Raw genomic sequence first — 22,203 nt, 5'->3', positions numbered from 1 at the left:
AGTGGTTATGGGTGACCGGCACGACTATGTGGCCCTCGAATGGGTCAAGGGTGAAATTGCCGAAACGCTGAAACAGGCATATCAGGCGATTGAATCCGTGCTCGATGACCCGCAGGCCGCGCCGGGCCTGGACGAGTGCCTGGCGTTTATTCATCAAGTGCATGGCAGTTTGCAGATGGTCGAGTTCTACGGCGCGGCATTGCTGGCCGAAGAGATGGAGCATCTGGTCGACGCCCTGCAGCAAGGGCGCGTCAGCCACCGCGACGAAGCCCTGCACTTGTTGCTGCAAGCCCTCGGGCAATTGCCGATTTACCTCGATCGGGTGCAGAGCGCCCGCCGCGACTTGCCGTTGGTGGTGCTGCCGCTGATCAACGATCTGCGCAGTGCGCGCGGTGAAAGCCTGCTCTCGGAAACCAGCCTGTTCAGCCCGCCACTGCCGGACTTGCCGCCGTTGAGCGAGGAAGCCTTGGCCGCGCTGGAGCCGGCCGAGTGGCCCAACGTACTGCGCAAGTTGCGCCAGATGTTGCAAATGGCGCTGGTCGGGTTGCTGCGCGAGCAGGATGACCAGACGCACCTCGACTACCTGGCGAAAGTCTTCCAGCGCCTCGAAGCGCTGAGCGCCAATGCGCCGTTGAGCCCGCTGTGGCAGGTCGCTTCAGCGCTGGTCGAAGGCATGCGCGAAGGCGCCATCGCCAACAGCCCGGCCTTGCGCAGCCTGTTCAAGGACGCCGACAAGGAACTCAAGCGCCTGCTCGAACAAGGCCCGCGCGGCCTCAATCAGCCGCCTCCGCCGGAGCTGCTGAAAAGCCTGCTGTTCTATATTGCCAAAGCCGAACATCCCACCGGGCAGATGCTGACCATGAAAGATCGCTACTCCCTGGACGACGCGTTGCCCGACAGCGCGATGGTCGACGAAGAACGCGCGCGCCTGGCCGGCCCCGACCGCGATGCGATGCGCTCGGTGCTGGCGGCGCTGTGCGAAGAGCTGGTGCGGGTCAAGGAGCGCCTCGACCTGTTCGTGCGCAGCGACCGTCAGCACACCGCTGATCTGGAGAGCCTGCTGGCGCCGCTGCGGCAGATCGCCGACACCCTCGCGGTGCTCGGTTTTGGCCAGCCGCGCAAAGTCATCATCGATCAACTGGCGGTGGTCCTCAGCCTGGCTCAGGGCCAGCGCGAACCGAATGACGCGACCTTGATGGACGTGGCCGGCGCGCTGCTCTACGTTGAAGCCAACCTTGCCGGAATGGTCGGCACCGTAGAGCCGGAAAGTCCCGAAGACGCGCGCCTGCCGACCACCGACCTGACACAGATCCATCAGATCGTGATCAAGGAAGCGCGCATCTGCCTGCAACAGGCCAAGGACATGATCGTCGATTACATCGACGCCGACTGGGATCGCCAGCAACTGCAACCGCTGCCGGAGTTGCTGACCCAGGTGCGCGGCGCGCTGGCGATGATTCCGCTGAGCCGCGCGGCGAGTCTGGTCGAGGCCTGCAACAGCTTCATTCGCGAACACCTGCTGCTCGATCCGCATGAGCCGGGCTGGCAGCAACTGGATCACCTCGCCGACGTCATCACCAGCCTCGAGTATTACCTCGAACGCCTGAGCGACGACCCGCAAGCGCCGAATGAACAACTTTTGGATGTTGCACAAAAGAGCCTCGCCAGCCTCGGTTTCTTTCCTGACGAGCCTCCCGGCGAACCTCACGTGCCGTTGCTCGACGATGTACTCAGCCCCAGCGAAGCGCTGGTGATGCAGGACCTGCAGGCGCTGGACGATCCGCAGACCGTGCAGTCGCTGGCCGAGGTGCTGGCCAGTCCGGTATCGGCAGTCAACCCGCCGGCCTTGATCACCCCCGGCAGCCTGATGCCGCCGCCGCTCGATGAAGCACCGGTGGACGATGAACTGCGCGAAGTGTTCCTCGAAGAGACCGACGAGGTGCTCGAAGTCCTGCACGAATACCTGCCGCGCTGGACGGCTGACACCCGCGACCGCGCCGCCCTGACCGAGCTGCGCCGCGCTTTTCACACCTTGAAGGGCAGCGGGCGCATGGTTCGTGCGCTGATCCTTGGCGAGCTGGCCTGGGCCGTGGAAAACCTGCTCAACCGCGTGCTGGAACACAGCGTCGAGCCCGGCGCGCAGGTGCAGCAGTTGCTCACGGACACGGTGTTGTTGCTGCCGGAACTGATCAGCGAATTCGCCACTCAGCGCCAGCGGCAGCGCCGCGATGTCGATCAACTGGCGGCCCGCGCGCATGCGCTGGCCAAAGGTGTCGAGCCGCTGGCGGCCGAAGACGTCGACGATGTGGCGGCCCTCGATCCGCTGTTGCTGGAGATCTTTCGCAACGAGGCTGAAACCCACCTCGCCAGCCTCAACCGCTTCCTCGATCAGGCCGCCGAGCATGTGCCGCTGCCGGCCAGCGACGAATTGCAGCGCGCCTTGCACACGCTCAAGGGCAGTGCGTCGATGGCCGGCGTATTGCCGATTGCCGAACTGGCCGCGCCGCTGGATAAGCTGGCGCGGGAGTTCAAGGCGCATCAGTTGCCTCTGGATCTGGATGAAGTGGAATTGCTCCTCGAAGCCGAAGGCCTGTTCCGCGTTGGTTTGCGCCAGCTCAAGCACGATCCGCTGGCGCCGATTGTCGGTGCGCAGTCGCTGATCAAGCGCACCGAAACGCTGCTCGCCGAACGTCTGGAAGCGATCCTCAACGCGCCGAACACCGGCCTGCGGATCAAGCGCGATCCGCAACTGATCAACAACTTCCTCGCCCAGGGCATGGACATCCTGCTCGACGCCGAAAGCCTGTTGCAACGCTGGCAACAACACCCCGGCGAGCGCCAGGAACTCAGTGCGCTGCTGGATGAGCTGACCACTTTGGGCGAAGGCGCGCACCTCGCCGATCTGCTGCCGGTGGATGTGTTGTGCGAAGCCTTGCTCGACCTTTATGGCGCCGTCGAAGAAAGCAGCCTGGCGGTCAGCGACAGGTTTTTCCACGAAGCGCAGAACGCCCATGAAGCGCTGATCAACATGCTCGACGAACTGGCTGCCGGCCAGGAAATTACCCCGCAGCCGCAGCGCATTCGTGCCCTGCACGAGCTGCTCGATGAAAGCCTCGACCCGTCAGCGATGGGGCTGATCCGCAGCGACGGCAGCCGCACCTTGAACATCAGCGAACTGGGTGCCGCCACCGCCGAACTGTCCCGCGCCAATGCCGAGACGGCGCCGGACGACGAGATCGTCGAGATCTTCCTCGAAGAGGCGGTAGACATTCTCGACAGCGCCGGGCAAGCCCTGCAGCGCTGGTTGAGTGACCCGGACAACACTGCGCCGCTGTCGTCGTTGCAGCGCGATCTGCACACCCTCAAGGGTGGCGCGCGGATGGCCGAGGTCGATGCCATCGGCGATCTGGCCCATGAGCTGGAAAGTCTCTACGAAGGTCTGGTAGATCGTCGCCACAGCTACAGTGAGCTGCTCGGACGCTTGCTGCACAAGAGCCACGACCGCTTGGCGCAGTTGCTTGAACAGTTGCACAACCATCAGCCACTGAACCCGGCGCAAGACTTGATCGAAGCGATCCGCCATTTCCGTCAGGGCCAGTCCGGCAGTGCCGAAGCGGCACAGCCGACGGCTGTACCCGACAGCGCAGCGCATGATCCGGAGCTGCTGGACATCTTCCTCGAAGAAGGTTTCGACATCATCGAAAGCTCCGGCGCGGCGCTGCTGCGCTGGCAGGCCGAGCCGGGCAATCGGCAGGAAGTGGAAACCCTGCTGCGCGATCTGCACACACTCAAGGGCGGCGCGCGGATGGTCGAGATCGGCCCGATCGGCGACCTCGCCCATGAGCTCGAATTCCTTTACGAAAGCCTCGCCACCGGCGTGCTGCAACCGTCCGCCGAACTGTTTGCGCTGGTGCAGCGCGGGCATGACCGCCTGGCGCAGATGCTCGACGGCGTACGCGCCGGGCAGCCATGTCCGCCGGCGGATCGGCTGATCAACGCGATCCAGAATTTCAGCCATCCGGCGACCCCCGACACGCTGCCGTTGCTGCCGATTCCGGCCAAGACCGAACCTGCCGCACCCGCCGCCGATGCTGGCGCGGACATGGTCAAGGTCTCCGCCGAACTGCTTGATGAACTGGTCAATCTGGCCGGCGAAACTTCGATTTTTCGTGGGCGTATCGAGCAGCAAGTCAGCGATGCGCAAACCGCGCTGAACGAGATGGAAACCACCATCGAGCGCATGCGCGATCAATTGCGCCGGCTCGATACCGAAACCCAGGGACGGATTCTCAGCCGCCAGCAAGTCGATGCCGAGCGTCTCGGTTACGAAGAATTCGACCCGCTGGAAATGGATCGTCACTCGCAGTTGCAGCAACTGTCGCGGGCGCTGTTCGAATCCGCTTCCGACCTGCTTGACCTCAAGGAAACCCTTGAGCGCCGTAATCACGATGCCGAGAACCTGTTGCAGCAGCAGGGGCGAATCAATACCGAATTGCAGGAAGGCCTGATGCGCACGCGCATGGTGCCGTTCGAACGGATGCTGCCGCGCCTGAAACGTATCGTGCGGCAGGTCGCCGAAGAGCTGAACAAGGACGTCGCCTTCATCATCGACAACGCCGAAGGCGAGATGGACCGCAACGTGCTGGAGCGCATGGCGGCGCCGCTGGAACACATGCTGCGCAACGCCGTCGACCATGGCCTGGAGTCTGCCGAAGTGCGGCTGGCGGCGGGCAAACCGGCGCAGGGCACAATCAGCCTGGACCTGTCCCGCGAGGGCGGCGACATCGTTTTCGATATCCGTGACGACGGCGCCGGGGTGCCGCTGGACGCGGTGCGGAGCAAGGCGATCAAGCGCGGCCTGCTCGCACCGGACGCCGAGATCAGCGACCGCGACGTGCTGCAGTTCATCCTGCAGCCGGGCTTTTCCACCGCGGAAAAGATCACCCAGATTTCCGGGCGCGGCGTCGGCATGGACGTGGTTCATGAGGAAGTCCGTCAGCTCGGCGGCACCATGAGCATCGACTCGGTGCCGGGGCAGGGCGTGCATTTCCGCATTCGTCTGCCGTTCACCGTGTCGGTCAACCGCGCGCTGATGGTGCAGTGTGGTGAGGATCAATATGCGATTCCGCTGAACACCATCGAAGGCATCGTTCGGGTGTTGCCGAATGATCTGGAAGCGCATTACCGCAACGATCCGCCGAGCTACCACTACGCCGGTCAGCGCTACGAACTGTGCTATCTGGGCGAGCTGCTGAAAACCGCGCCACGCCCCAAACTGCTCGGCCAGAGCCTGCCATTGCCGGTGCTGCTGGTGCAGTGCAATGACCGGCACATCGCGGTGCAGGTCGACGCGATGGCCGGCACTCGCGAGATCGTGGTCAAGAGCCTCGGCCCGCAGTTCGCGGCGGTGCAAGGAGTGTCCGGGGCGACGATTCTCGGCGATGGCCGGGTGGTGCTGATTCTTGATCTGCTCGCACCGATTCGCGCGATGCAGGCGCGGATCGCCCAGCATCCGGCGCAGGCGGACATCGACAGTGAGCCGCAGAAACCCCTGCTGGTGCTGGTGGTTGACGACTCGGTCACCGTGCGCAAGGTCACCAGTCGTTTGCTCGAACGCCACGGCATGAACGTGCTGACCGCCAAGGACGGCGTCGATGCCATGCTGCTGCTGGAAGAACACATGCCCGATCTGATGCTGCTCGACATTGAAATGCCGCGCATGGACGGCTTCGAAGTCGCCACCCAGGTGCGCCACGACGAACGCCTGCAACACCTGCCGATCATCATGATCACCTCGCGCACCGGGCAGAAACACCGCGACCGTGCGATGGCCATCGGCGTCAACGACTACCTCGGCAAGCCGTATCAGGAATCGGTGCTGCTCGAAAGCATTGCCCACTGGAGCAAGAAACATGCATGAGCGCCGCCACAACGCGCGCAGCAGCCAACTCACCGGCCTGCTGCTGCCACTGGCCGACCGCAACCTGATCCTGCCCAACGTCGCCGTGGCCGAGCTCATCGACTATCAGGCCAGCGCCTTCGACCTGGACACGCCGCCGTGGTACCTGGGGCGGGTGAGCTGGCGTGAACGGCAGATTCCGCTGCTGAGTTTCGAGTCGGCGTGCGGGCAGAAAATCGTCATCGGCGAACGCGCGCGGATCGTCATCCTCAATGCCATTGGCGGCTTGCCGCAGCTGAAATTCATTGCGCTGCTGGTGCAGGGGATCCCGCGTTCATACAAGCTCGACAGCCAGTTGAGTTATGTCGATGTGCCGTTGTGTGCGCTGGAGCAGGCGGCGGTGCAGGTCGGGGAACAGGTGGCCAAGGTGCCGGATTTGTTGGGGTTGGAGCAGTTGTTGGTGGAGGCTGGGCTGGTTCACTGATCCAGCCTTTGTGCTGCCCTGACTGGCCTCATCGCTGGCAAGCCAGCTCCCACAGTGTCCGCGTCGTATTCGGATTTTGTGAATCACACAAAACCCTGTGGGAGCTGGCTTGCCAGCGATGGGGCCAGTTGAATCAGCAAATTCTTACAGGCAAATCTTCAATTTCTGCAGTGCAATAAACACCTTCTGGCACAGCTGTTTAAAGACACTCAGTGTTACGCCTCACCAGCCTACAAATCCTTGCGCCACTGCCTACGCATGCACCAGAATCCGCCGGCTTGTGCGCCCTCGGCAGCCTGCGTAACTTGATTGCGTCACTGATTCCCAGTGATCGGGTTTAGCAGCCCGTGGTTAATCTAAGGGTGCACATACATCATCGTCAGGCTCAGTGCCTGCATTCGATGGCGGCTGTGCGCAGGGCGCTTCGGCGCGCCGGCTTCCTTAGGTTCCCCGGTCTGCTAACCTGCGTTCAGCTGCCACCCCTTCTTTTAGCAGAGAAGCGGTTCCAGCTTTATTTCGGAACCTGAGAATGATTAAACCAACACCAAATCCGCCGCCAACAGATGCGGCATCCCCTTACGAAGCCCCCGAATCAAAGAAATTCCACGAAGCCGCCGAACGCGCCCTCGACCATTACCTCGGCCCGCCAAAAACCGACCTCATGGCCACACCCTACACCCCCAACACGCTGTACATGGCCAACCCCGACGCCGACAGCGAATCCCTGCTGGCCGACGCCAGTGAATCCCTCGGCTCGGCCACGGTCATGCTCAACAACCATGCGGCGCTGGTGCAAGGCACGCACCGCAAGACCCTGCAAGGCATCGCTCAGGTGGTGATGGTGGCGGAGATGGCGGTGAATCGGGTGTTGGACAAGTGGGTGCCCGCAGACTGATCCAGTCGTTGCGGTGTGTTGACCGGCCCTATCGCTGGCAAGCCAGCTCCCACAGTGTCCGAGTTGTTTTCGGATTCTGATAATTACCCAAAAACCTGTGGGAGCTGGCTTGCCAGCGATGAGGCCAGTGAACGTTACGCTCAGCGTAATGATTCACCACCGCGCTTGATTGATGCCCCCACCCCACACGCCTAACGTAGCTCCACGACAGCGAACCCCGTGGAGTGAGCATGACAACAACAATTTCCCCCGACTCGCGCTGGACGCGGCGGCGTGACGAGAAGCAGCGGCGTCTCGACAAGGTGCGCGGGCTGGCCGACGGCGTGGTGTTGCCCAGCGACAAGATCGTCGCCGCGCTTGAAGCGTTGATCCATCCCGGCGACCGTGTGGTGCTGGAGGGCAACAACCAGAAGCAGGCGGATTTCCTTTCCCGTTCGCTGGCCAAAGCCGATCCGGCCAAGCTGCATGATCTGCACATGATCATGCCCAGCGTCGGTCGCTCCGAGCACCTTGATCTGTTCGAACGCGGCATCGCCCGCAAGCTCGATTTCTCCTTCGCCGGCACCCAGAGCCTGCGCATCAGCCAGTTGCTCGAAGACGGCCTGCTGGAAGTCGGCGCGATTCACACCTACATCGAACTCTACGCGCGGCTGGTGGTGGACCTGATCCCCAACGTCGTGCTTTCGGCCGGGTTCATGGCCGACCGCAACGGCAACATCTACACCGGCCCCAGCACCGAAGACACCCCGGCACTGATCGAACCGGCGGCGTTCAGCGACGGCATCGTCATCGTTCAGGTCAACCAGTTGGTGGATGACGTCAGCGAACTGCCGCGCGTGGATATCCCCGCCTCATGGGTTGATTTCGTGGTGGTGGCCGACAAGCCGTTCTACATCGAACCGCTGTTCACCCGCGACCCACGGCACATCAAACCGGTGCACGTGTTGATGGCGATGATGGCGATTCGCGGGATCTACGAAAAACACAACGTGCAGTCGCTCAACCACGGCATCGGTTTCAACACCGCCGCCATCGAGCTGATCCTGCCGACCTACGGCGAATCCCTCGGCCTCAAAGGCAAGATCTGCCGCAACTGGACGCTCAACCCGCACCCGACGCTGATCCCGGCGATTGAGAGCGGCTGGGTCGAAAGCGTGCATTGCTTTGGCACCGAGCTGGGCATGGAAAACTACATCGCCGCGCGCCCGGACGTGTTCTTCACCGGCCGCGACGGCTCGCTGCGTTCCAACCGGATGTTCTGCCAACTCGCCGGACAGTACGCGGTGGATCTGTTTATCGGCGCGACGCTGCAGGTCGATGGCGACGGCCATTCCTCGACCGTGACCCGTGGCCGCCTCGCCGGTTTCGGCGGTGCGCCGAACATGGGCCACGACCCGCGCGGTCGCCGTCACGGCACCCCGGCGTGGCTCGACATGCGCCACGACGACGCGCCGCAACCGATGCTCGAACGCGGCAAGAAACTCGTGGTGCAAATGGTCGAGACCTTCCAGGAGGGCGGCAAACCGACCTTCGTCGAAACCCTCGACGCGGTGGACGTGGCGAAGAAAAGCGGCATGCCGCTGGCGCCGATCATGATCTACGGCGACGACGTCACCCACCTGCTCACCGAAGAAGGCATCGCCTACCTGTACAAAGCGCGCTCGCTGGAAGAACGCCAGGCGATGATCGCTGCGGTGGCCGGCGTCACCGCCATCGGTCTGCGCCACAACCCGAAAGACACTGAACGTATGCGCCGCGAAGGCCTGATCGCCTTGCCCGAAGACCTCGGCATCCGCCGCACCGACGCCACCCGCGAACTGCTGGCAGCGAAGAGTGTGGCCGATCTGGTCGAGTGGTCCGGCGGCCTGTACAACCCGCCCGCCAAGTTCAGGAGCTGGTAATGCACGCACTCAACCTGCAAGCGAAACCCCTGAGCCTGAGCGAGCGCCTGGCGGATCTGGCGGTGGATGCGCTGATCGACGAAGCCGATCTGTCACCGAAACCGGCGCTGGTCGACCGACGTGGCAATGGCGCGCACACCGATCTGCACTTGGGCCTGATGCACGCTTCGGCATTGTCATTGTGGCCGGCGTTCAAGGAAATGGCCGAGGCCGCAGTTGATATCGGCGCAGTCGATACAGCGTTGCGCGAAGCGATTGGTCGCATCGGTCGCGAAGGCGAGCAAGCCATGCTTGCGACCACCAACGGGGTGAATACCCATCGCGGCGCCATTTGGGCACTGGGGTTATTGGTGACCGCCGCTGCGCTGGAACCGAAATCCTCAAGCGCCAACGCAGTCTCTGTTCGCGCCGCACGTCTGGCCTTGCTGGATGATCGCTACGCACCAAAACCGCTGAGCCACGGCGCTCAGGTCGCCCTGCGTTACGGCGCACGCGGTGCCCGTGAGGAAGCGCAACTCGGCTTCCCGTCCATGCTGCAACGTGGCCTGCCGCAACTCAAACGCAGCCGCGCCAACGGTCACGGCGAACAGAACGCCCGGCTCGATGCGCTGCTGGCGATCATGACCGATCTGGCTGACACCTGCGTGCTCTACCGCGCCGGTGAACAAGGCCTGCAGGCCATGCAACACGGCGCGCAAGCGGTGCTCGACGCCGGCGGCAGCGCCAGCCTCAGCGGCCGTCGGCGCCTGCACGCACTGGATCAACAACTCATCGCATTGAATGCCTCGCCCGGTGGCGCCGCCGACTTGCTCGCCGCTACGCTGCTGCTCGACCGAATCGAGCGCGACGGCATCCTTCAGGGAGCGTTTTGATGGAAACCTTATCCTTTGAATTTCCCGCCGGGCAGCCGCCACGCGGGCGCGCGCTGGTCGGTTGTGTCGGCTCGGGCGATCTGGAAGTGCTGATCGAACCGGGGCTGGCCGGCAAGCTGACGATCAATGTGCAGACCTCGGTCAACGGTGCGCAGCAGCGCTGGCAGCATCTGTTTGCGCGGATGTTCGACGGCACCACGCCACCGGCGATGGCCATCGATATCCACGACTTCGGTGCCACGCCGGGTGTGGTGCGGCTGCGTCTGGAACAAGGTTTCGAGGAGATCGACCATGACTGACAGCGCAGCGCTGTTGCACAAGCACAGCTTCGTCGAACTCGGTGCGCGGCAACGGGCGAAAGCCTTGCTCGATGCCGGGACCTTCCGCGAATTGCTCGACCCGTTTCAACGGGTCATGTCGCCGTGGCTCGAGCGCCAGGGCGTGGTACCGCAAGCCGATGACGGCGTGGTGATTGCCAAAGGCAGCCTCGATGGCCTGCCGCTGGTGATCGCCGCGATTGAAGGCGCGTTCCAGGGTGGCAGCCTCGGCGAAGTCGGCGGAGCGAAGATTGCCGGCGCGCTGGAACTGGCCGCCGAAGACAACCGCAAAGGCATCCCGACGCGCGCCGTGTTGCTGCTGGAAACCGGTGGCGTGCGCTTGCAGGAAGCCAATCTCGGGTTGGCGGCGATTGCCGATATTCATGCGGCGATTGTCGACTTGCAGCGGTACCAACCGGTGGTCGGCGTGGTCGCGGGCAGTGTCGGTTGTTTCGGCGGCATGTCGATTGCCGCTGCGTTGTGCAGCTATTTGCTGGTGACTCAGGAAGCGCGCCTCGGTCTCAACGGCCCGCAAGTGATCGAACAGGAAGCCGGGATCGAAGAGTACGACTCCCGCGACCGGCCCTTCATCTGGAGCCTGACCGGTGGCGAGCAGCGTTTCGCCAGCGGCTTGGTGGATCGTTACGTCGCCGATGATGTGGCACAGATTCGCCAGCAGGTCGGTGCGTTGCTGCAACAGGGTTTGCCAACCCGGCCGCGCAGTCAGCGCTCCGATTGGTTTCTGCAACGTCTGGCGAGCCTGGACACCGATAAGCAAATCGAGCCTGCGGTGGTTCGCGATCTGTATCAAGGAGAGCGCTCATGAGTGGTTATTCGATGCGCGGTTTGAACTGGTTCAACGCCCTGAGCGCGGGTGCGAAAGCGGTGGCAGGTTTGCCGCCGTCGTTGAAGGTGGCCGATGGCGAACTCGGACGATTGATCGCGGTGGTTGCTGACCCCGACAACCGTTTTCCACGGGCTCGCAACGGCGAAGTCGGATTGCTCGAAGGCTGGGGCCTGGCCAAGGCGGTGGATGACGCAATCACGGCAGATCGCGACAACACACAGAAACGCCCGATCATCGCCATCGTCGATGTACCGAGCCAGGCTTACGGTCGTCGCGAAGAAGCCCTCGGCATTCATCAGGCCCTGGCCGGTGCGGCGGACAGTTATGCCCGCGCCCGTCTGGCCGGGCATCCGGTGATTGCGCTGCTGGTGGGCAAGGCGATGTCCGGGGCGTTTCTGGCCCACGGTTATCAGGCCAACCGCTTGATTGCCCTGCGCGATCCCGGGGTGATGGTGCATGCGATGGGCAAGGCTTCGGCGGCGCGGGTGACCTTGCGCAGTGTCGAGGAACTGGAAGCGCTGGCCGCCAGCGTGCCGCCGATGGCCTACGACATCGACAGCTACGCCAGCCTCGGATTGCTCTGGGAAACCCTCTCGGTGCAGCAGATCGAGCAGCCGACGACGGAGGATCTGACGCGGGTCACCGAGTGCCTGAAACAGGCCATCGACGATATCTCCGGCACTGACTTGCGCAAGCGCCTCGGCGCGAAAAATCGTGAAGCATCCAGCCGCGTGCGTGAACTGCTGAGGGCGCAGTGGTGAACCTGCCATTGGCCCACGACCTGCTGTGGGGCATGACTCCTGCGCAGTTGGCAGCGGATGCGCCGCAGTGGGCAGTCGAATCGCTGGCTGCCGGGCAACCGGTGGTGGTGCGGCGGGCGGTGAGCGCTGAAGGTTGGGTCGCGGTGGGTATTCGCGGTGTGTTGCGTGAGCAGCGCCTGGCGGCGTTCATGGGTCTTGATGCAGTCGTGCGTCGGATCAGTCCGGAGGCGCTTTGTCATGTCGATTGCGAGCGCGATCTGTCAGTGATGCAGGCACTCAAACAACTGCGGCCGATGCTCGATGATTGTGGTTGGGTCTGGGGTGTCAGCGGCAGTGTCGGATTTGAGTTGGCCAGTGGTTTTACCGCGATGCACGCGGCCAGTGACCTCGATCTGATTCTGCGTACCCCGCAGCTGATCACCCGTAATCAGGCACGCAAACTGGTCGCGGGTTTCGATCAGGCTGTATGCCGGGTGGATATGCAATTGCAGACGCCGTTTGGTGCTGTGGCGCTGCGCGAATGGGCCAGCGGTTCGGCCCGGGTGCTGCTGAAAACTCAGCATCAGGCCTGTCTGGTCACTGACCCGTGGAACCCGCAGGAGCAGGCAGCGTGAGCAGCCTGTTGGTGTTCCCCGGCCAGGGCGCGCAGCAACCGGGCATGCTCCAGCGTTTGCCTCGGGCAACCTTGATCGAGGCCAGCGACGTGCTCGGTGAGGATGTCTCGCTGCTCGATTCGGCCGATGCGTTGCGCAGCACCCGGGCGGTTCAGCTGTGCCTGTTGATCGCCGGGGTCGCCGCCTCGCGGCAGTTGCTGCAGGACGGACTCACGGCGGATTACGTCGCCGGCCTGTCCATCGGTGCGTACCCGGCAGCGGTGGTCGCCGGGTCGCTGAGCTTCAGCGATGCGTTGCATCTGGTCAGCCTGCGTGGCGAGTTGATGCAGCAGGCTTATCCACAGGGCTATGGCATGACCGCGATCATCGGTCTGCAATTATCCACCGTCGAAACGCTGCTGGCGCAGGTGCACAGCGCGGAGTCGCCGGTGTACCTGGCCAACATCAACGCCGATAACCAGGTGGTGATTGCCGGCAGTGACGCGGCGATGCAAGGGGTGGCGGAACTGGCGCGCAGTCGTGGCGCCGGTCTGGCGAAACGCCTGACGGTGAGCGTGCCGTCGCACTGTCCGCTGTTGGAAAAACCTGCGCAAATCCTCGCCGAAGCCTTCGCCAAGGTTGAACTGAAGCGCCCGACAATCGCGTACCTGAGTGGCAGCCGCGCGCGTCCGCTGATCAAGCCTGACGCCCTGCGCGACGACCTCGCTTTCAACATGTGCCGCGTGGTGGACTGGCGCGGCACCGTACAAAGCGCCTACGAGCGCGGCGTGCGTTTACAGATCGAACTGCCGCCCGGTGCGGTGCTGACCGGGCTGGCGCGCCGGGTGTTCGAATCGGGCACGGTCACTGCCTTCGACAGTGCGCGTCTGGACACCTTGCAGGCGCTGTTGCGAGAGGAGGGAGACCGCCGACCCTAAACCGCCGCGACTCAGGCTTCGAACAACAAAAACAACATTCGACGATGCACTTTGAGGACTACAACAATGATTATTTACGGTGTGGCGTTTCTCGCCTTTTGTACGCTGGTGGGTATCTGGATCGGTGAGCTGCTCGGCAAGTTGATCGGCGTGCCGGCCAACGTCGGCGGTGTCGGTATTGCGATGCTGTTGTTGATCGGTTTGGGCAGTTACTTGAATAAAAGCGGCTGGCTCAAGGGCAAGACCGAACAGGGCGTTGAGTTCTGGAGTGCTATTTACATTCCGATCGTGGTCGCAATGGCTGCGCAGCAGAATGTTTACGGCGCGCTGAAGGGCGGGCCGATGGCGATTCTGGCGGGAACGCTCGCCGTGGTCATCGCCTTTGCCTTGGTGCCGGTGCTGGTGCGCCTCGGTAACAAGGAACCGGCGCCGATTACACCTGCCAAGACTGCGGGGTAAGCGCCATGTACGAATCGATGATGAAAGTGATCACTGGCTACGGTCTGATCAGCGGTTTCCTGATTGTCGGCCTGACTATGTGGGTGGCCTACTGGATGTCCAACACCTTCACCAAGGGCCGCTTGCACGGTTCGGCCATCGCCATTCTGCTGGGGCTTGTGCTGTCGTATGTCGGCGGTGCGCTGACCGGTGGGCAGAAAGGCGTGGTGGATATTCCGTTGTTGTCGGGCATCGGTTTGCTCGGTGGCGCGATGCTGCGAGATTTCGCGATTGTGGCGACGGCGTTCGGCGTGAGTGTGGATGAGTTGAAGCGGGCAGGGTTTGTCGGGGTGCTGGCGCTGTTTGTCGGCGTCGGCACGTCGTTCGTGGCGGGTGTTGGTGTGGCGATGGCCTTCGGTTACACCGATGCCGTGAGCCTGACAACCATTGGTGCGGGCGCGGTGACTTACATCGTCGGCCCGGTGACCGGTGCGGCGATTGGTGCCAGCTCCGAGGTCATGGCGCTGTCGATTGCGGCGGGGCTGATCAAGGCGATTCTGGTGATGGTCATGACGCCGTTTGTGGCGCCGATGATTGGCCTGAACAATCCGCGCAGTGCGGTGATTTTCGGCGGGTTGATGGGCACGTCCAGTGGTGTCGCCGGCGGGTTGGCGGCAACCGATCCGAAACTGGTGCCTTATGGCTGCCTGACGGCAGCGTTCTATACCGCACTGGGATGTCTATTGGGGCCTTCGTTGTTGTTTCTGCTGATGCGCGGCTTGATGGGCTAAGACATCAGTTGTCTGGACAGACGCCTTCGCGAGCAGGCTCGCTCCCACAGGGAAATGCATTCCAAGGTGGGAGCGAGCCTGCTCGCGAAGGAGGCGACTCGGTTTCAGATCTGGCGATTGGCATACATCCGACACTCCGCCAGCAACGCCAGCAGATTCGGATCGCGCTCCTTGGCCTTCAAGAAGACCACGCCAATGTGCTGCTGCAAGCGGTACTTCTCCTGCAACGGGATCAGCTTCACCCGATTCTCGTACACCGCCGCAATCCTTCCTGGCAGCAACGCATAGCCGACCCCGGAGCTGACCATGCTCAGCAGGGTGAAGATGTCGTTGACCTGCATCGCCACCTTCGGCTCGAACCCCGCCTGCTTGAACACCCGGATACCGTCCTGATGCGTAGCGAAGCCCTGGGTCAGGGTGATAAAGGTTTCGTCACGCACCTCGGCCAGATCGACTTCACTGCGTTGGGCGAACCTTGAATCTGCCGGTGTGGCGAGGAAAATGTCGTCGGAGAACAGCGGGATCTGCTCGCAGTCCGGGTCGCTGACCGTGTCGTCCAGCGACACCAGAATCGCGTCGACTTCCATGTTCTTCAGCTTGTACAGCAGGTCGATGTTGGAGCCGAGGATCAGGTCGATGTTGAGTTCGCTGCGGCGGATCTTCAGGCCCATGATCAGTTGCGGTACGGTTTTCACCGTCAGCGAGTACAGCGAGCCGAGTTTGAAGCGTTCAGCGGAGAAACCGGCGGCCTCGCGAGTCAGGCGCACACTCTCGACCACGTCCTGGATCAGCTTCTGCGCGCGTTCTTCGAGCACGTAGGCGCTTTCCAGGGGCGTCAGGTTGCGCCCTTCATGCTTGAACAGCGGGCAGCGCAGGGCGCTTTCCAGCGAATGGATCGCCCGGTGCACGCTGACATTGCTGGTCTGCAACTCGGCTGCGGCACGCGCCAGATTGCCGGTGCGCATGAAGGCGAGGAACACCTCGAGTTTTTTCAGGGTCAATTCTTCGTCGATCAGCATGGCGCGGACTCTTTTTAGAATGCGTCGATTGTGCCCGGTATGCGCCGCTCTTTGTAGGAGCTGCCGAAGGCTGCGATCTTTTGATCTTTTAAACGGAAACATTGCGCTTTTACGCTCAAGGCCCGAGCCTTGCGCGTTGCGGTAACGAATCTTGAGGTGAGCGACACATGTATCACGGGGAAAAACTCAACGCCTGGACGCATCTGGTCGGGGCCGTGGCTGCGTTTATCGGCGGCGTGTGGATGCTGGTGATTGCCAGCCTCGACGGCAGTCCGTGGAAGATCGTCAGCGTGGCGATCTACGCCTTTACCTTGTTGGTGCTCTACAGCGCTTCAACCGTGTACCACAGCGTGCGCGGGCGCAAGAAAGCGATCATGAAGAAGGTCGATCACTTTTCCATCTATCTGCTGATCGCCGGCAGCTACACGCCGTTCTGCCTGGTGACGTTGCGCGGGCCGTGGGGCTGGACGTTGTTCGGGATTGTCTGGGGGCTGGCGCTGATCGGTATCCTGCAGGAGATCAAGCCACGCTCGGAAGCGCGGATCCTGTCGATCGTGATCTACGCGGTGATGGGCTGGATCGTGCTGGTGGCGGTCAAGCCGTTGATCGCGGCGCTGGGCACAGCAGGCTTTGCCTGGCTGGCATCGGGCGGGGTGTTGTACACCGTGGGGATCATCTTTTTTGCCCTGGATCACCGGTTGCGGCATGCGCACGGGATCTGGCATTTGTTTGTGATCGCCGGGAGTCTGCTGCACTTTGTGGCGATTCTGTTTTATGTCCTTTAGAACATCACAAATCCTGTGGGAGCGGGCTTGCCCGCGATGACGGACTGTCAGTCACTCATGTGTTGATGGGGCAACCGCAATCGCTGGCAAGCCAGCTCCCACAGGGACCAGGGTTTGCAGTTGTATCTGCGCGCGTCTGCTGAATATCTGCAACAAGTCGCCGAGGGTATGCGGTGGCGGTTCGGTGGCGCGGGTCACTGCGTACAACGTGATCGGCAAGGGCGGCGCCAACGGGCGGATTACGGTGCTGGTCGGCGAAGCACCGAGTGCCGTGAAAGGGTCGATCACCGCCACCCCGGCGCCAGACTCCACCATCGCCCGCGCCAGCGAATACGTCTGCACGGCGATCCGCACGCGAGGCGGTGGCTCGACCGCTTCCAGGTAGCTGTCGAGTCGGGCAGCCAGCGGGTCGGCGCTGGACAGCCCGATCAGCGGTGCTCCCGCCAACGCCATCAGCGGCAACGGCTGACCGGCTTCTTCCTCCGGCCAGTAACCTTTCGGCGCCAGCGCCACCAACACGCCCGAGGCCAATGCCTGCGCCTTCAATCCCGGATGATCCGGCAACTGCAACGTCAGGGCCACGTCCACTTCGCGCATCAGCAGATTCTGCATCAGCTCGCGGCTGTGGGCGCTGGAGAGTTCGCAGGTGATGTCCGGGAACTGTGCCGTCCATTGCCGGATCGCCGGCGGCAGCAACGACAGCGCCAGCGCCGGGGTCGCGCCGATCCGCAGGCTGTGGCCGGGCTCGCGGCGCAGGCTCTGGGCCAGGCGTCGCACGCCTTGCAGACTTTCCGTGACCTTGTCGACTTCGCGCTCCAGCTCCAGCGCTTCCGGAGTCGCCTGCAATTTACCGCGCACCCGCAGAAACAGCGGAAAGCCCAACTGCTGCTCGGCGTGCTGCAGCACTTTGGTCACCGCCGGCTGAGAGACGTGCAGCAATTGCGCAGCGGCGCTGACCGAGCCGGTCTGGCGAATGGCCTGGAAAATCTCGATGTGGCGAAGGCGCATGGCGAGTCCATAACCTTTGTTTATAAGTCTGGCATCTTTATTCATTGTTCGGCGCCTGTCACCTCACCCTAACCTCAGCCTCGTCTTCACATAGAAATAAGGACGGACATGGCTCAGCGCGTGTGCATCATCGGCGGCGGTGTGATCGGGTTGGCAACGGCCTATGCGCTGGTGCGCGACGGTTTCGAAGTGACTGTGGTCGAGGCGCGGCAGTCGCTGGGCAGCGAAACCAGTTTCGCCAACGGCGGCCAGTTGTCCTACCGCTATGTGGCGCCGCTGGCTGATGCCGGCGTGCCGTTGCAGGCGCTCGGCTGGATGCTGCGCGGCGACTCGCCGCTCAAGCTGCGCCCGCGTCTGGACCCGGCGCAGTGGCGCTGGATGGCGTCGTTTCTCGCCGCCTGCCGCACCTCGGTCAACCGGGAAAACGCCGCGCATCTGTTGCGCCTGGCGCTGTTCAGCCAGAGCACGCTGAAACGCTGGCGCGAGGATGACGCAATCAGCGGTTTCAACTGGCGGCGCAACGGCAAACTGGTGACCTTCCGCAATGCGGCCAGCTTCGACCATGCGCGCAAGGGCCTGGCTGATCCGCAGCAACAACAGGTGTTGTCTGCCGCCGAATGTGCGCAGCTGGAACCGGCACTGACCGATGCGCCGTTTGTAGGCGCGATCTATACGCCGGATGAAGAAGTCGGCGACTGTCACGCCTTCTGCCAGCAGTTGGCGGCGCGATTGACGGCGTCGGGTCGCTGCGAGTTTCGCCTCGGTCAGGCAGTCACCGGCATTCGCCACAGCCACGGCGTCGTTACGGCGATTGAGCTTGGCAACGAAACCCTGCCAGTTGAACAACTGGTGATCGCCGCCGGGCACCGAAGCCCCTTGCTGGCGCTGCCCGGCCTGCGCCTGCCGCTGTATCCGCTGAAGGGTTACAGCCTGACCTTGTCGATCGGCGATGAGTATCGGGCGCCGGACGTGAGCATCACCGACTACGACCGCAAGATCGTCTACGCGCGCATCGGCGAACAGTTACGGGTGGCGGCGATGGTCGACATCGTCGGTTTCGACCCGGCGGTAGATCCCGAGCGGTTGGCACTGATCAAGCGCCAGGCCCGCGACACCTTTCCCGATGCCGGCAATTACGACGCGGCTGTGGAATGGGCGGGCATGCGCCCGGCCACCCCCACCGGCGTACCGCTGCTGGGCGCCACGGCGTATCGCAATCTGTGGCTCAACCTCGGCCACGGCGCGCTCGGTTTCACCCTGGCCTGCGGCAGCGGGCAGTTGCTCAGTGAACTGATCGGTCAGCAGCGTACATCCATTGACCTGCACGGGCTCAATCCCCGTGCGGCGTGACAGTTTCTGCTAAAACACCCCAACCACAACGGAGAATAACAATGCAAAAAATCACGTTGCTCGGCTGCACACTGGCGCTGTTCATCGGCGCCCAGGCACAGGCCAATGAAGTGCCGCTGACCGGCGCGCTTGGCAAGATCGCCAGCGCCAACAGCATCACCCTGGGCTATCGCGATGCCTCGGTGCCGTTCTCGTATGTGGGCGATCACACCGGGCAGCCGATGGGGTATTCGGTGGAGCTGGCGGGCAAGATTGTCGAGCGGATCAAGCAGCAACTGGCGTTGCCTGAGCTGAAGGTGAAGTACAACCTGGTGACGTCGCAGACGCGGATTCCGCTGGTGCAGAACGGCACGGTTGATCTTGAGTGCGGCTCCACCGGGGTGACGGCCGAGCGGCAGAAACAGGTGGCGTTCTCCTACGGTTTCATCTACGTCAAAGGGCAGTTGCTGACCGCAAAGGACAGCGGCATTCACAGCTTCGATGACCTGCGCGGCAAGAATGTGGTGACCACCGCCGGCACCACCAACGAGCGCTATCTGAAGAGCTACAACCTCGACCACAAACTGAACATGTTCGTGATCAGCGCCAAGGATCACGGCGAGGCGTTCCAGATGCTGCAGTCGGGACGGGCAGCGGCCTTCTACATGGACGACGCATTGCTCTACGGCGAGCGGGCCAAGGCGCGGGACCCGCACAACTGGGTCGTGGTGGGGGAGGAACAATCGCGGGAAATCTACAGCTGCATGGTGCGCAAGGATGATCCGCCATTCCTCGCGCTGGTGAACGGGGCGCTGGCCGATTTGTACAGCTCGGGGGAGATCAACGGGATCTACCGTAAGTGGTTCGAACAGCCGATCCCGCCGAAAGGCTTGAACCTTGAGTTCCCGATGACCAGCGAACTCAAGGCAATCATCGCCAAACCGATCAGTGATCCGGTGCAGTGACGGGTTAGAAATCACCCCAAAGCTGCTGCGCCACTGCCAGTGCAACCACTGGCGCCGTTTCGGTGCGCAGCACGCGTGGGCCGAGGCGGGCGGCGTGGAAACCGTTGGCCTTGGCTTGCTCGACTTCGGCGTCGGACAAGCCGCCTTCGGGGCCGATCATGAACGCCAGGGTCGCAGGCTTGGCGTGGCTGACCAACGGCTCGGCCACCGGGTGCAGAACCAGTTTCAGCTCGGCTTCGGTCTGTTTCAGCCAGTCCGCCAGCAGTACCGGTGGATGAATCACCGGAACCCGCGAACGACCGCATTGCTCGCAGGCGCTGATCGCCACCTGACGCCAGTGCAGCAGGCGTTTGTCGGCGCGCTCGTCCTTCAGGCGCACTTCGCAGCGCTCGCTGAAGATCGGGGTGATTTCGCTCACGCCCAGTTCGGTGGCTTTCTGGATCGCCCAGTCCATGCGCTCGCCCCGGGACAGGCCCTGGCCTAGATGGATGTGCAGCGGCGATTCGACTTGGCCGGCGAGCTGCTCGTCGATCTGCACCACCACGCGCTTCTTGCCGACTTCCACCAGCGAGCCGCGAAACTCATGGCCGGAACCGTCGAACAACTGCACCGCATCGCCCTCGGCCATGCGCAACACGCGGCTGATGTAATGCGCCTGGGCTTCCGGCAGTTCGTGTTCGCCGGTGCTCAGGGGGGCGTCGATAAAGAAGCGGGACAGTCTCATGCGGGGTCTCTGTAAAATTTGTAAAAGTCTGGCGGCCCCATCGCTGGCAAGCCAGCTCCCACAGGGTTTTGCGCAGGACCTGTGGGAGCTGGCTTGCCAGCGATGACGGTAGTCCGGTCACCGCTGAAGCTTAAGTGAAATAGATCAGCCCGGATCACGGAAGCCCGGGTGGAAATCCTTCGGCACCGCCACGCTGACGCTGTCGCGAGTGGCGATGTCGATGCCTTCGCTGGCGACTTCGGCGAGGAAATCGATCTGCTCCGGGGTGATCACGTACGGCGGCAGGAAATACACCACGCTGCCCAGCGGCCGCAGCAGCGCGCCACGCTCCAGCGCATGCTGGAACACCTTCAGGCCGCGACGTTCCTGCCAAGGGTAGGCCTCTTTGCTGGCTTTATCCTTGACCATCTCGATGGCCAGGACCATGCCGGTCTGCCGCACTTCGGAGACGTTCGGGTGATCAACCAGATGCGCCGTGGCCGAGGCCATGCGCCGGGCCAGCGCCTGGTTGTTCTCGATGACGTTGTCCTGCTCGAAGATATCCAGCGTCGCCAACGCCGCCGCACAGGCCAGCGGGTTGCCGGTGTAGCTGTGCGAGTGGAGAAAGGCGCGCAGGGTCGGGTAGTCGTCGTAGAACGCGCTGTAGACCTCGTCGGTGGTCAGGCACGCCGCCAGTGGCAGGTAGCCGCCGGTCAGGGCCTTGGACAGGCAGAGGAAGTCCGGACGGATGCCGGCCTGTTCACAGGCGAACATGGTGCCGGTGCGGCCGAAGCCGACGGCGATTTCGTCGTGAATCAGGTGCACGCCGTAGCGGTCGCAGGCCTCGCGCAGCAGCTTGAGGTACACCGGGTGATACATGCGCATGCCGCCGGCGCCTTGAATCAACGGTTCGACGATGACTGCCGCCACGCTGTCATGATGCTCTGCCAACGTCTGTTCCATGGCGGCGAACAGATTGCGCGAATGTTCTTCCCAGCTCATGCCTTCGGGGCGCAGGTAGCAATCCGGGCTTGGCACCTTGAGGGTGTCCATCAGCAGCGCTTTGTAGGTTTCGGTGAACAGCGGCACATCGCCGACCGCCATCGCCGCCATGGTTTCGCCGTGGTAGCTGTTGGTCAGGGTGACGAAGCGCTTCTTGTTCGGCTGGCCGCGGTTGAGCCAGTAGTGAAAGCTCATTTTCAGCGCGACTTCGATGCAGGACGAACCGTTATCGGCGTAGAACGCGCGGTTCAGGCCTTCCGGGGTCATCTTCACCAGACGCTCGGACAACTCGATCACCGGTTGATGGCTGAAACCGGCGAGGATCACATGCTCCAGCTGATCGACCTGATCCTTGATGCGCTGGTTGATGCGTGGGTTGGCGTGGCCGAACACGTTGACCCACCAGGAGCTGACGGCGTCGAGGTAGCGCTTGCCTTCGAAGTCTTCGAGCCAGACGCCTTCACCGCGCTTGATCGGGATCAGCGGCAGCTGTTCGTGGTCTTTCATCTGGGTACAGGGATGCCACAACACCGCGAGGTCGCGTTGCATCCACTGGTTATTCAGGCCCATTTACAGTCTCCTCGAGGCGGCTCGCGTCAGGCGCGGGCAAACAATCGCGCAAGCCTATGCAATGCATCGCGTCGGAACAACCCATT

19 protein-coding genes are annotated in these 22,203 nt (G+C 62.9%); 15 read left to right on the top strand and 4 right to left on the bottom strand.

What is annotated here, in order from left to right:
* Window positions 1-7: 7 nt before the first annotated feature.
* The 12 genes from AC193Q_RS18315 to madM all read left to right on the top strand — a co-directional run bounded on the left by AC193Q_RS18315 (window position 8) and on the right by madM (window position 14,736).
* A complete protein-coding gene (locus AC193Q_RS18315; RefSeq protein WP_121187649.1) occupies window positions 8-5,920 on the top strand; it encodes an Hpt domain-containing protein in 5,913 nt (1,970 codons plus the stop codon).
* On the top strand, window positions 5,913-6,383 hold the full coding sequence (locus AC193Q_RS18310; protein WP_121187647.1) for a chemotaxis protein CheW: 471 nt from the start codon (window positions 5,913-5,915) through the stop codon (window positions 6,381-6,383). The genes AC193Q_RS18315 and AC193Q_RS18310 overlap by 8 nt, the downstream gene beginning before the upstream one ends.
* 529 nt (window positions 6,384-6,912) lie before the next feature.
* On the top strand, window positions 6,913-7,278 hold the full coding sequence (locus AC193Q_RS18305) for a DUF6124 family protein (RefSeq protein WP_121187645.1): 366 nt from the start codon (window positions 6,913-6,915) through the stop codon (window positions 7,276-7,278).
* Between the two features lie 230 nt (window positions 7,279-7,508).
* Window positions 7,509-9,179, top strand: a complete 1,671-nt coding sequence (gene mdcA / locus AC193Q_RS18300; RefSeq protein ID WP_483878660.1) for a malonate decarboxylase subunit alpha — start codon at window positions 7,509-7,511, stop codon at window positions 9,177-9,179.
* The gene (locus AC193Q_RS18295; RefSeq protein ID WP_095668107.1) at window positions 9,179-10,051 is read left to right on the top strand and encodes a triphosphoribosyl-dephospho-CoA synthase; all 873 of its coding nucleotides are present in this window, start codon (window positions 9,179-9,181) and stop codon (window positions 10,049-10,051) included. Before mdcA ends, AC193Q_RS18295 begins: the two co-directional genes overlap by 1 nt.
* Window positions 10,051-10,350, top strand: coding sequence for a malonate decarboxylase subunit delta (locus AC193Q_RS18290; protein WP_098966054.1), 300 nt, complete (start codon window positions 10,051-10,053; stop codon window positions 10,348-10,350). The genes AC193Q_RS18295 and AC193Q_RS18290 overlap by 1 nt, the downstream gene beginning before the upstream one ends.
* On the top strand, window positions 10,343-11,194 hold the full coding sequence (locus AC193Q_RS18285) for a biotin-independent malonate decarboxylase subunit beta (RefSeq protein WP_121187641.1): 852 nt from the start codon (window positions 10,343-10,345) through the stop codon (window positions 11,192-11,194). Before AC193Q_RS18290 ends, AC193Q_RS18285 begins: the two co-directional genes overlap by 8 nt.
* A complete protein-coding gene (gene mdcE / locus AC193Q_RS18280) occupies window positions 11,191-11,976 on the top strand; it encodes a biotin-independent malonate decarboxylase subunit gamma (RefSeq protein WP_121187638.1) in 786 nt (261 codons plus the stop codon). Before AC193Q_RS18285 ends, mdcE begins: the two co-directional genes overlap by 4 nt.
* Entirely contained in the window at window positions 11,970-12,590 is a 621-nt protein-coding gene (locus AC193Q_RS18275) for a malonate decarboxylase holo-ACP synthase (protein WP_121187636.1), read from the top strand. Before mdcE ends, AC193Q_RS18275 begins: the two co-directional genes overlap by 7 nt.
* Window positions 12,587-13,507: a malonate decarboxylase subunit epsilon gene (gene mdcH / locus AC193Q_RS18270; protein WP_121187634.1), complete on the top strand. Its 921-nt coding sequence runs from the start codon at window positions 12,587-12,589 to the stop codon at window positions 13,505-13,507. Before AC193Q_RS18275 ends, mdcH begins: the two co-directional genes overlap by 4 nt.
* A gap of 66 nt (window positions 13,508-13,573) precedes the next feature.
* A complete protein-coding gene (gene madL / locus AC193Q_RS18265) occupies window positions 13,574-13,966 on the top strand; it encodes a malonate transporter subunit MadL (RefSeq protein ID WP_121187632.1) in 393 nt (130 codons plus the stop codon).
* 5 nt (window positions 13,967-13,971) lie between these two features.
* On the top strand, window positions 13,972-14,736 hold the full coding sequence (gene madM, locus AC193Q_RS18260; RefSeq protein WP_121187630.1) for a malonate transporter subunit MadM: 765 nt from the start codon (window positions 13,972-13,974) through the stop codon (window positions 14,734-14,736).
* A 104-nt stretch (window positions 14,737-14,840) separates the two neighbouring features.
* Here the strand turns inward: madM and AC193Q_RS18255 are convergent, their stop codons facing one another.
* Entirely contained in the window at window positions 14,841-15,755 is a 915-nt protein-coding gene (locus AC193Q_RS18255; RefSeq protein WP_047297119.1) for a LysR family transcriptional regulator, read from the bottom strand.
* A gap of 167 nt (window positions 15,756-15,922) precedes the next feature.
* Here AC193Q_RS18255 and trhA point away from each other — a divergent pair, with 167 nt between their 5' ends.
* The gene (gene trhA, locus AC193Q_RS18250; protein WP_007964065.1) at window positions 15,923-16,540 is read left to right on the top strand and encodes a PAQR family membrane homeostasis protein TrhA; all 618 of its coding nucleotides are present in this window, start codon (window positions 15,923-15,925) and stop codon (window positions 16,538-16,540) included.
* A 51-nt stretch (window positions 16,541-16,591) separates the two neighbouring features.
* Here the strand turns inward: trhA and AC193Q_RS18245 are convergent, their stop codons facing one another.
* A complete protein-coding gene (locus tag AC193Q_RS18245; protein WP_121187628.1) occupies window positions 16,592-17,548 on the bottom strand; it encodes a LysR family transcriptional regulator in 957 nt (318 codons plus the stop codon).
* 108 nt (window positions 17,549-17,656) lie between these two features.
* Between AC193Q_RS18245 and AC193Q_RS18240 the strand changes: the two genes are divergently transcribed.
* Both AC193Q_RS18240 and AC193Q_RS18235 read left to right on the top strand, forming a co-directional pair.
* The gene (locus AC193Q_RS18240; RefSeq protein ID WP_483878659.1) at window positions 17,657-18,898 is read left to right on the top strand and encodes a D-amino acid dehydrogenase; all 1,242 of its coding nucleotides are present in this window, start codon (window positions 17,657-17,659) and stop codon (window positions 18,896-18,898) included.
* A 41-nt stretch (window positions 18,899-18,939) separates the two neighbouring features.
* Window positions 18,940-19,842, top strand: coding sequence for a transporter substrate-binding domain-containing protein (locus tag AC193Q_RS18235; protein ID WP_047297116.1), 903 nt, complete (start codon window positions 18,940-18,942; stop codon window positions 19,840-19,842).
* Window positions 19,843-19,846: 4 nt separating this feature from the next.
* Here AC193Q_RS18235 and AC193Q_RS18230 read toward each other — a convergent pair whose 3' ends face one another.
* The gene (locus tag AC193Q_RS18230) at window positions 19,847-20,566 is read right to left on the bottom strand and encodes a 16S rRNA (uracil(1498)-N(3))-methyltransferase (protein WP_121187623.1); all 720 of its coding nucleotides are present in this window, start codon (window positions 20,564-20,566) and stop codon (window positions 19,847-19,849) included.
* 144 nt (window positions 20,567-20,710) lie between these two features.
* Window positions 20,711-22,117, bottom strand: coding sequence for an adenosylmethionine--8-amino-7-oxononanoate transaminase (locus tag AC193Q_RS18225; RefSeq protein ID WP_095668115.1), 1,407 nt, complete (start codon window positions 22,115-22,117; stop codon window positions 20,711-20,713).
* Window positions 22,118-22,203: the final 86 nt, after the last annotated feature.

This window comes from Pseudomonas sp. F2 (genome assembly GCF_057174385.1).
Note: the sequence above shows the minus strand (reverse complement) of the source record. Positions and strands in the feature narration are given on the sequence as shown.

Coding starts and splice junctions, on each gene's coding strand:
- AC193Q_RS18315 (WP_121187649.1), top strand. CDS start 8: ATGGGTGACCGGCACGACTATGTGGCCCTCGAATGGGTCAAGGGTGAA.
- AC193Q_RS18310 (WP_121187647.1), top strand. CDS start 5,913: ATGCATGAGCGCCGCCACAACGCGCGCAGCAGCCAACTCACCGGCCTG.
- AC193Q_RS18305 (WP_121187645.1), top strand. CDS start 6,913: ATGATTAAACCAACACCAAATCCGCCGCCAACAGATGCGGCATCCCCT.
- mdcA (WP_483878660.1), top strand. CDS start 7,509: ATGACAACAACAATTTCCCCCGACTCGCGCTGGACGCGGCGGCGTGAC.
- AC193Q_RS18295 (WP_095668107.1), top strand. CDS start 9,179: ATGCACGCACTCAACCTGCAAGCGAAACCCCTGAGCCTGAGCGAGCGC.
- AC193Q_RS18290 (WP_098966054.1), top strand. CDS start 10,051: ATGGAAACCTTATCCTTTGAATTTCCCGCCGGGCAGCCGCCACGCGGG.
- AC193Q_RS18285 (WP_121187641.1), top strand. CDS start 10,343: ATGACTGACAGCGCAGCGCTGTTGCACAAGCACAGCTTCGTCGAACTC.
- mdcE (WP_121187638.1), top strand. CDS start 11,191: ATGAGTGGTTATTCGATGCGCGGTTTGAACTGGTTCAACGCCCTGAGC.
- madL (WP_121187632.1), top strand. CDS start 13,574: ATGATTATTTACGGTGTGGCGTTTCTCGCCTTTTGTACGCTGGTGGGT.
- madM (WP_121187630.1), top strand. CDS start 13,972: ATGTACGAATCGATGATGAAAGTGATCACTGGCTACGGTCTGATCAGC.
- AC193Q_RS18255 (WP_047297119.1), bottom strand. CDS start 15,755: ATGCTGATCGACGAAGAATTGACCCTGAAAAAACTCGAGGTGTTCCTC.
- trhA (WP_007964065.1), top strand. CDS start 15,923: ATGTATCACGGGGAAAAACTCAACGCCTGGACGCATCTGGTCGGGGCC.
- AC193Q_RS18245 (WP_121187628.1), bottom strand. CDS start 17,548: ATGCGCCTTCGCCACATCGAGATTTTCCAGGCCATTCGCCAGACCGGC.
- AC193Q_RS18240 (WP_483878659.1), top strand. CDS start 17,657: ATGGCTCAGCGCGTGTGCATCATCGGCGGCGGTGTGATCGGGTTGGCA.
- AC193Q_RS18235 (WP_047297116.1), top strand. CDS start 18,940: ATGCAAAAAATCACGTTGCTCGGCTGCACACTGGCGCTGTTCATCGGC.
- AC193Q_RS18230 (WP_121187623.1), bottom strand. CDS start 20,566: ATGAGACTGTCCCGCTTCTTTATCGACGCCCCCCTGAGCACCGGCGAA.
- AC193Q_RS18225 (WP_095668115.1), bottom strand. CDS start 22,117: ATGGGCCTGAATAACCAGTGGATGCAACGCGACCTCGCGGTGTTGTGG.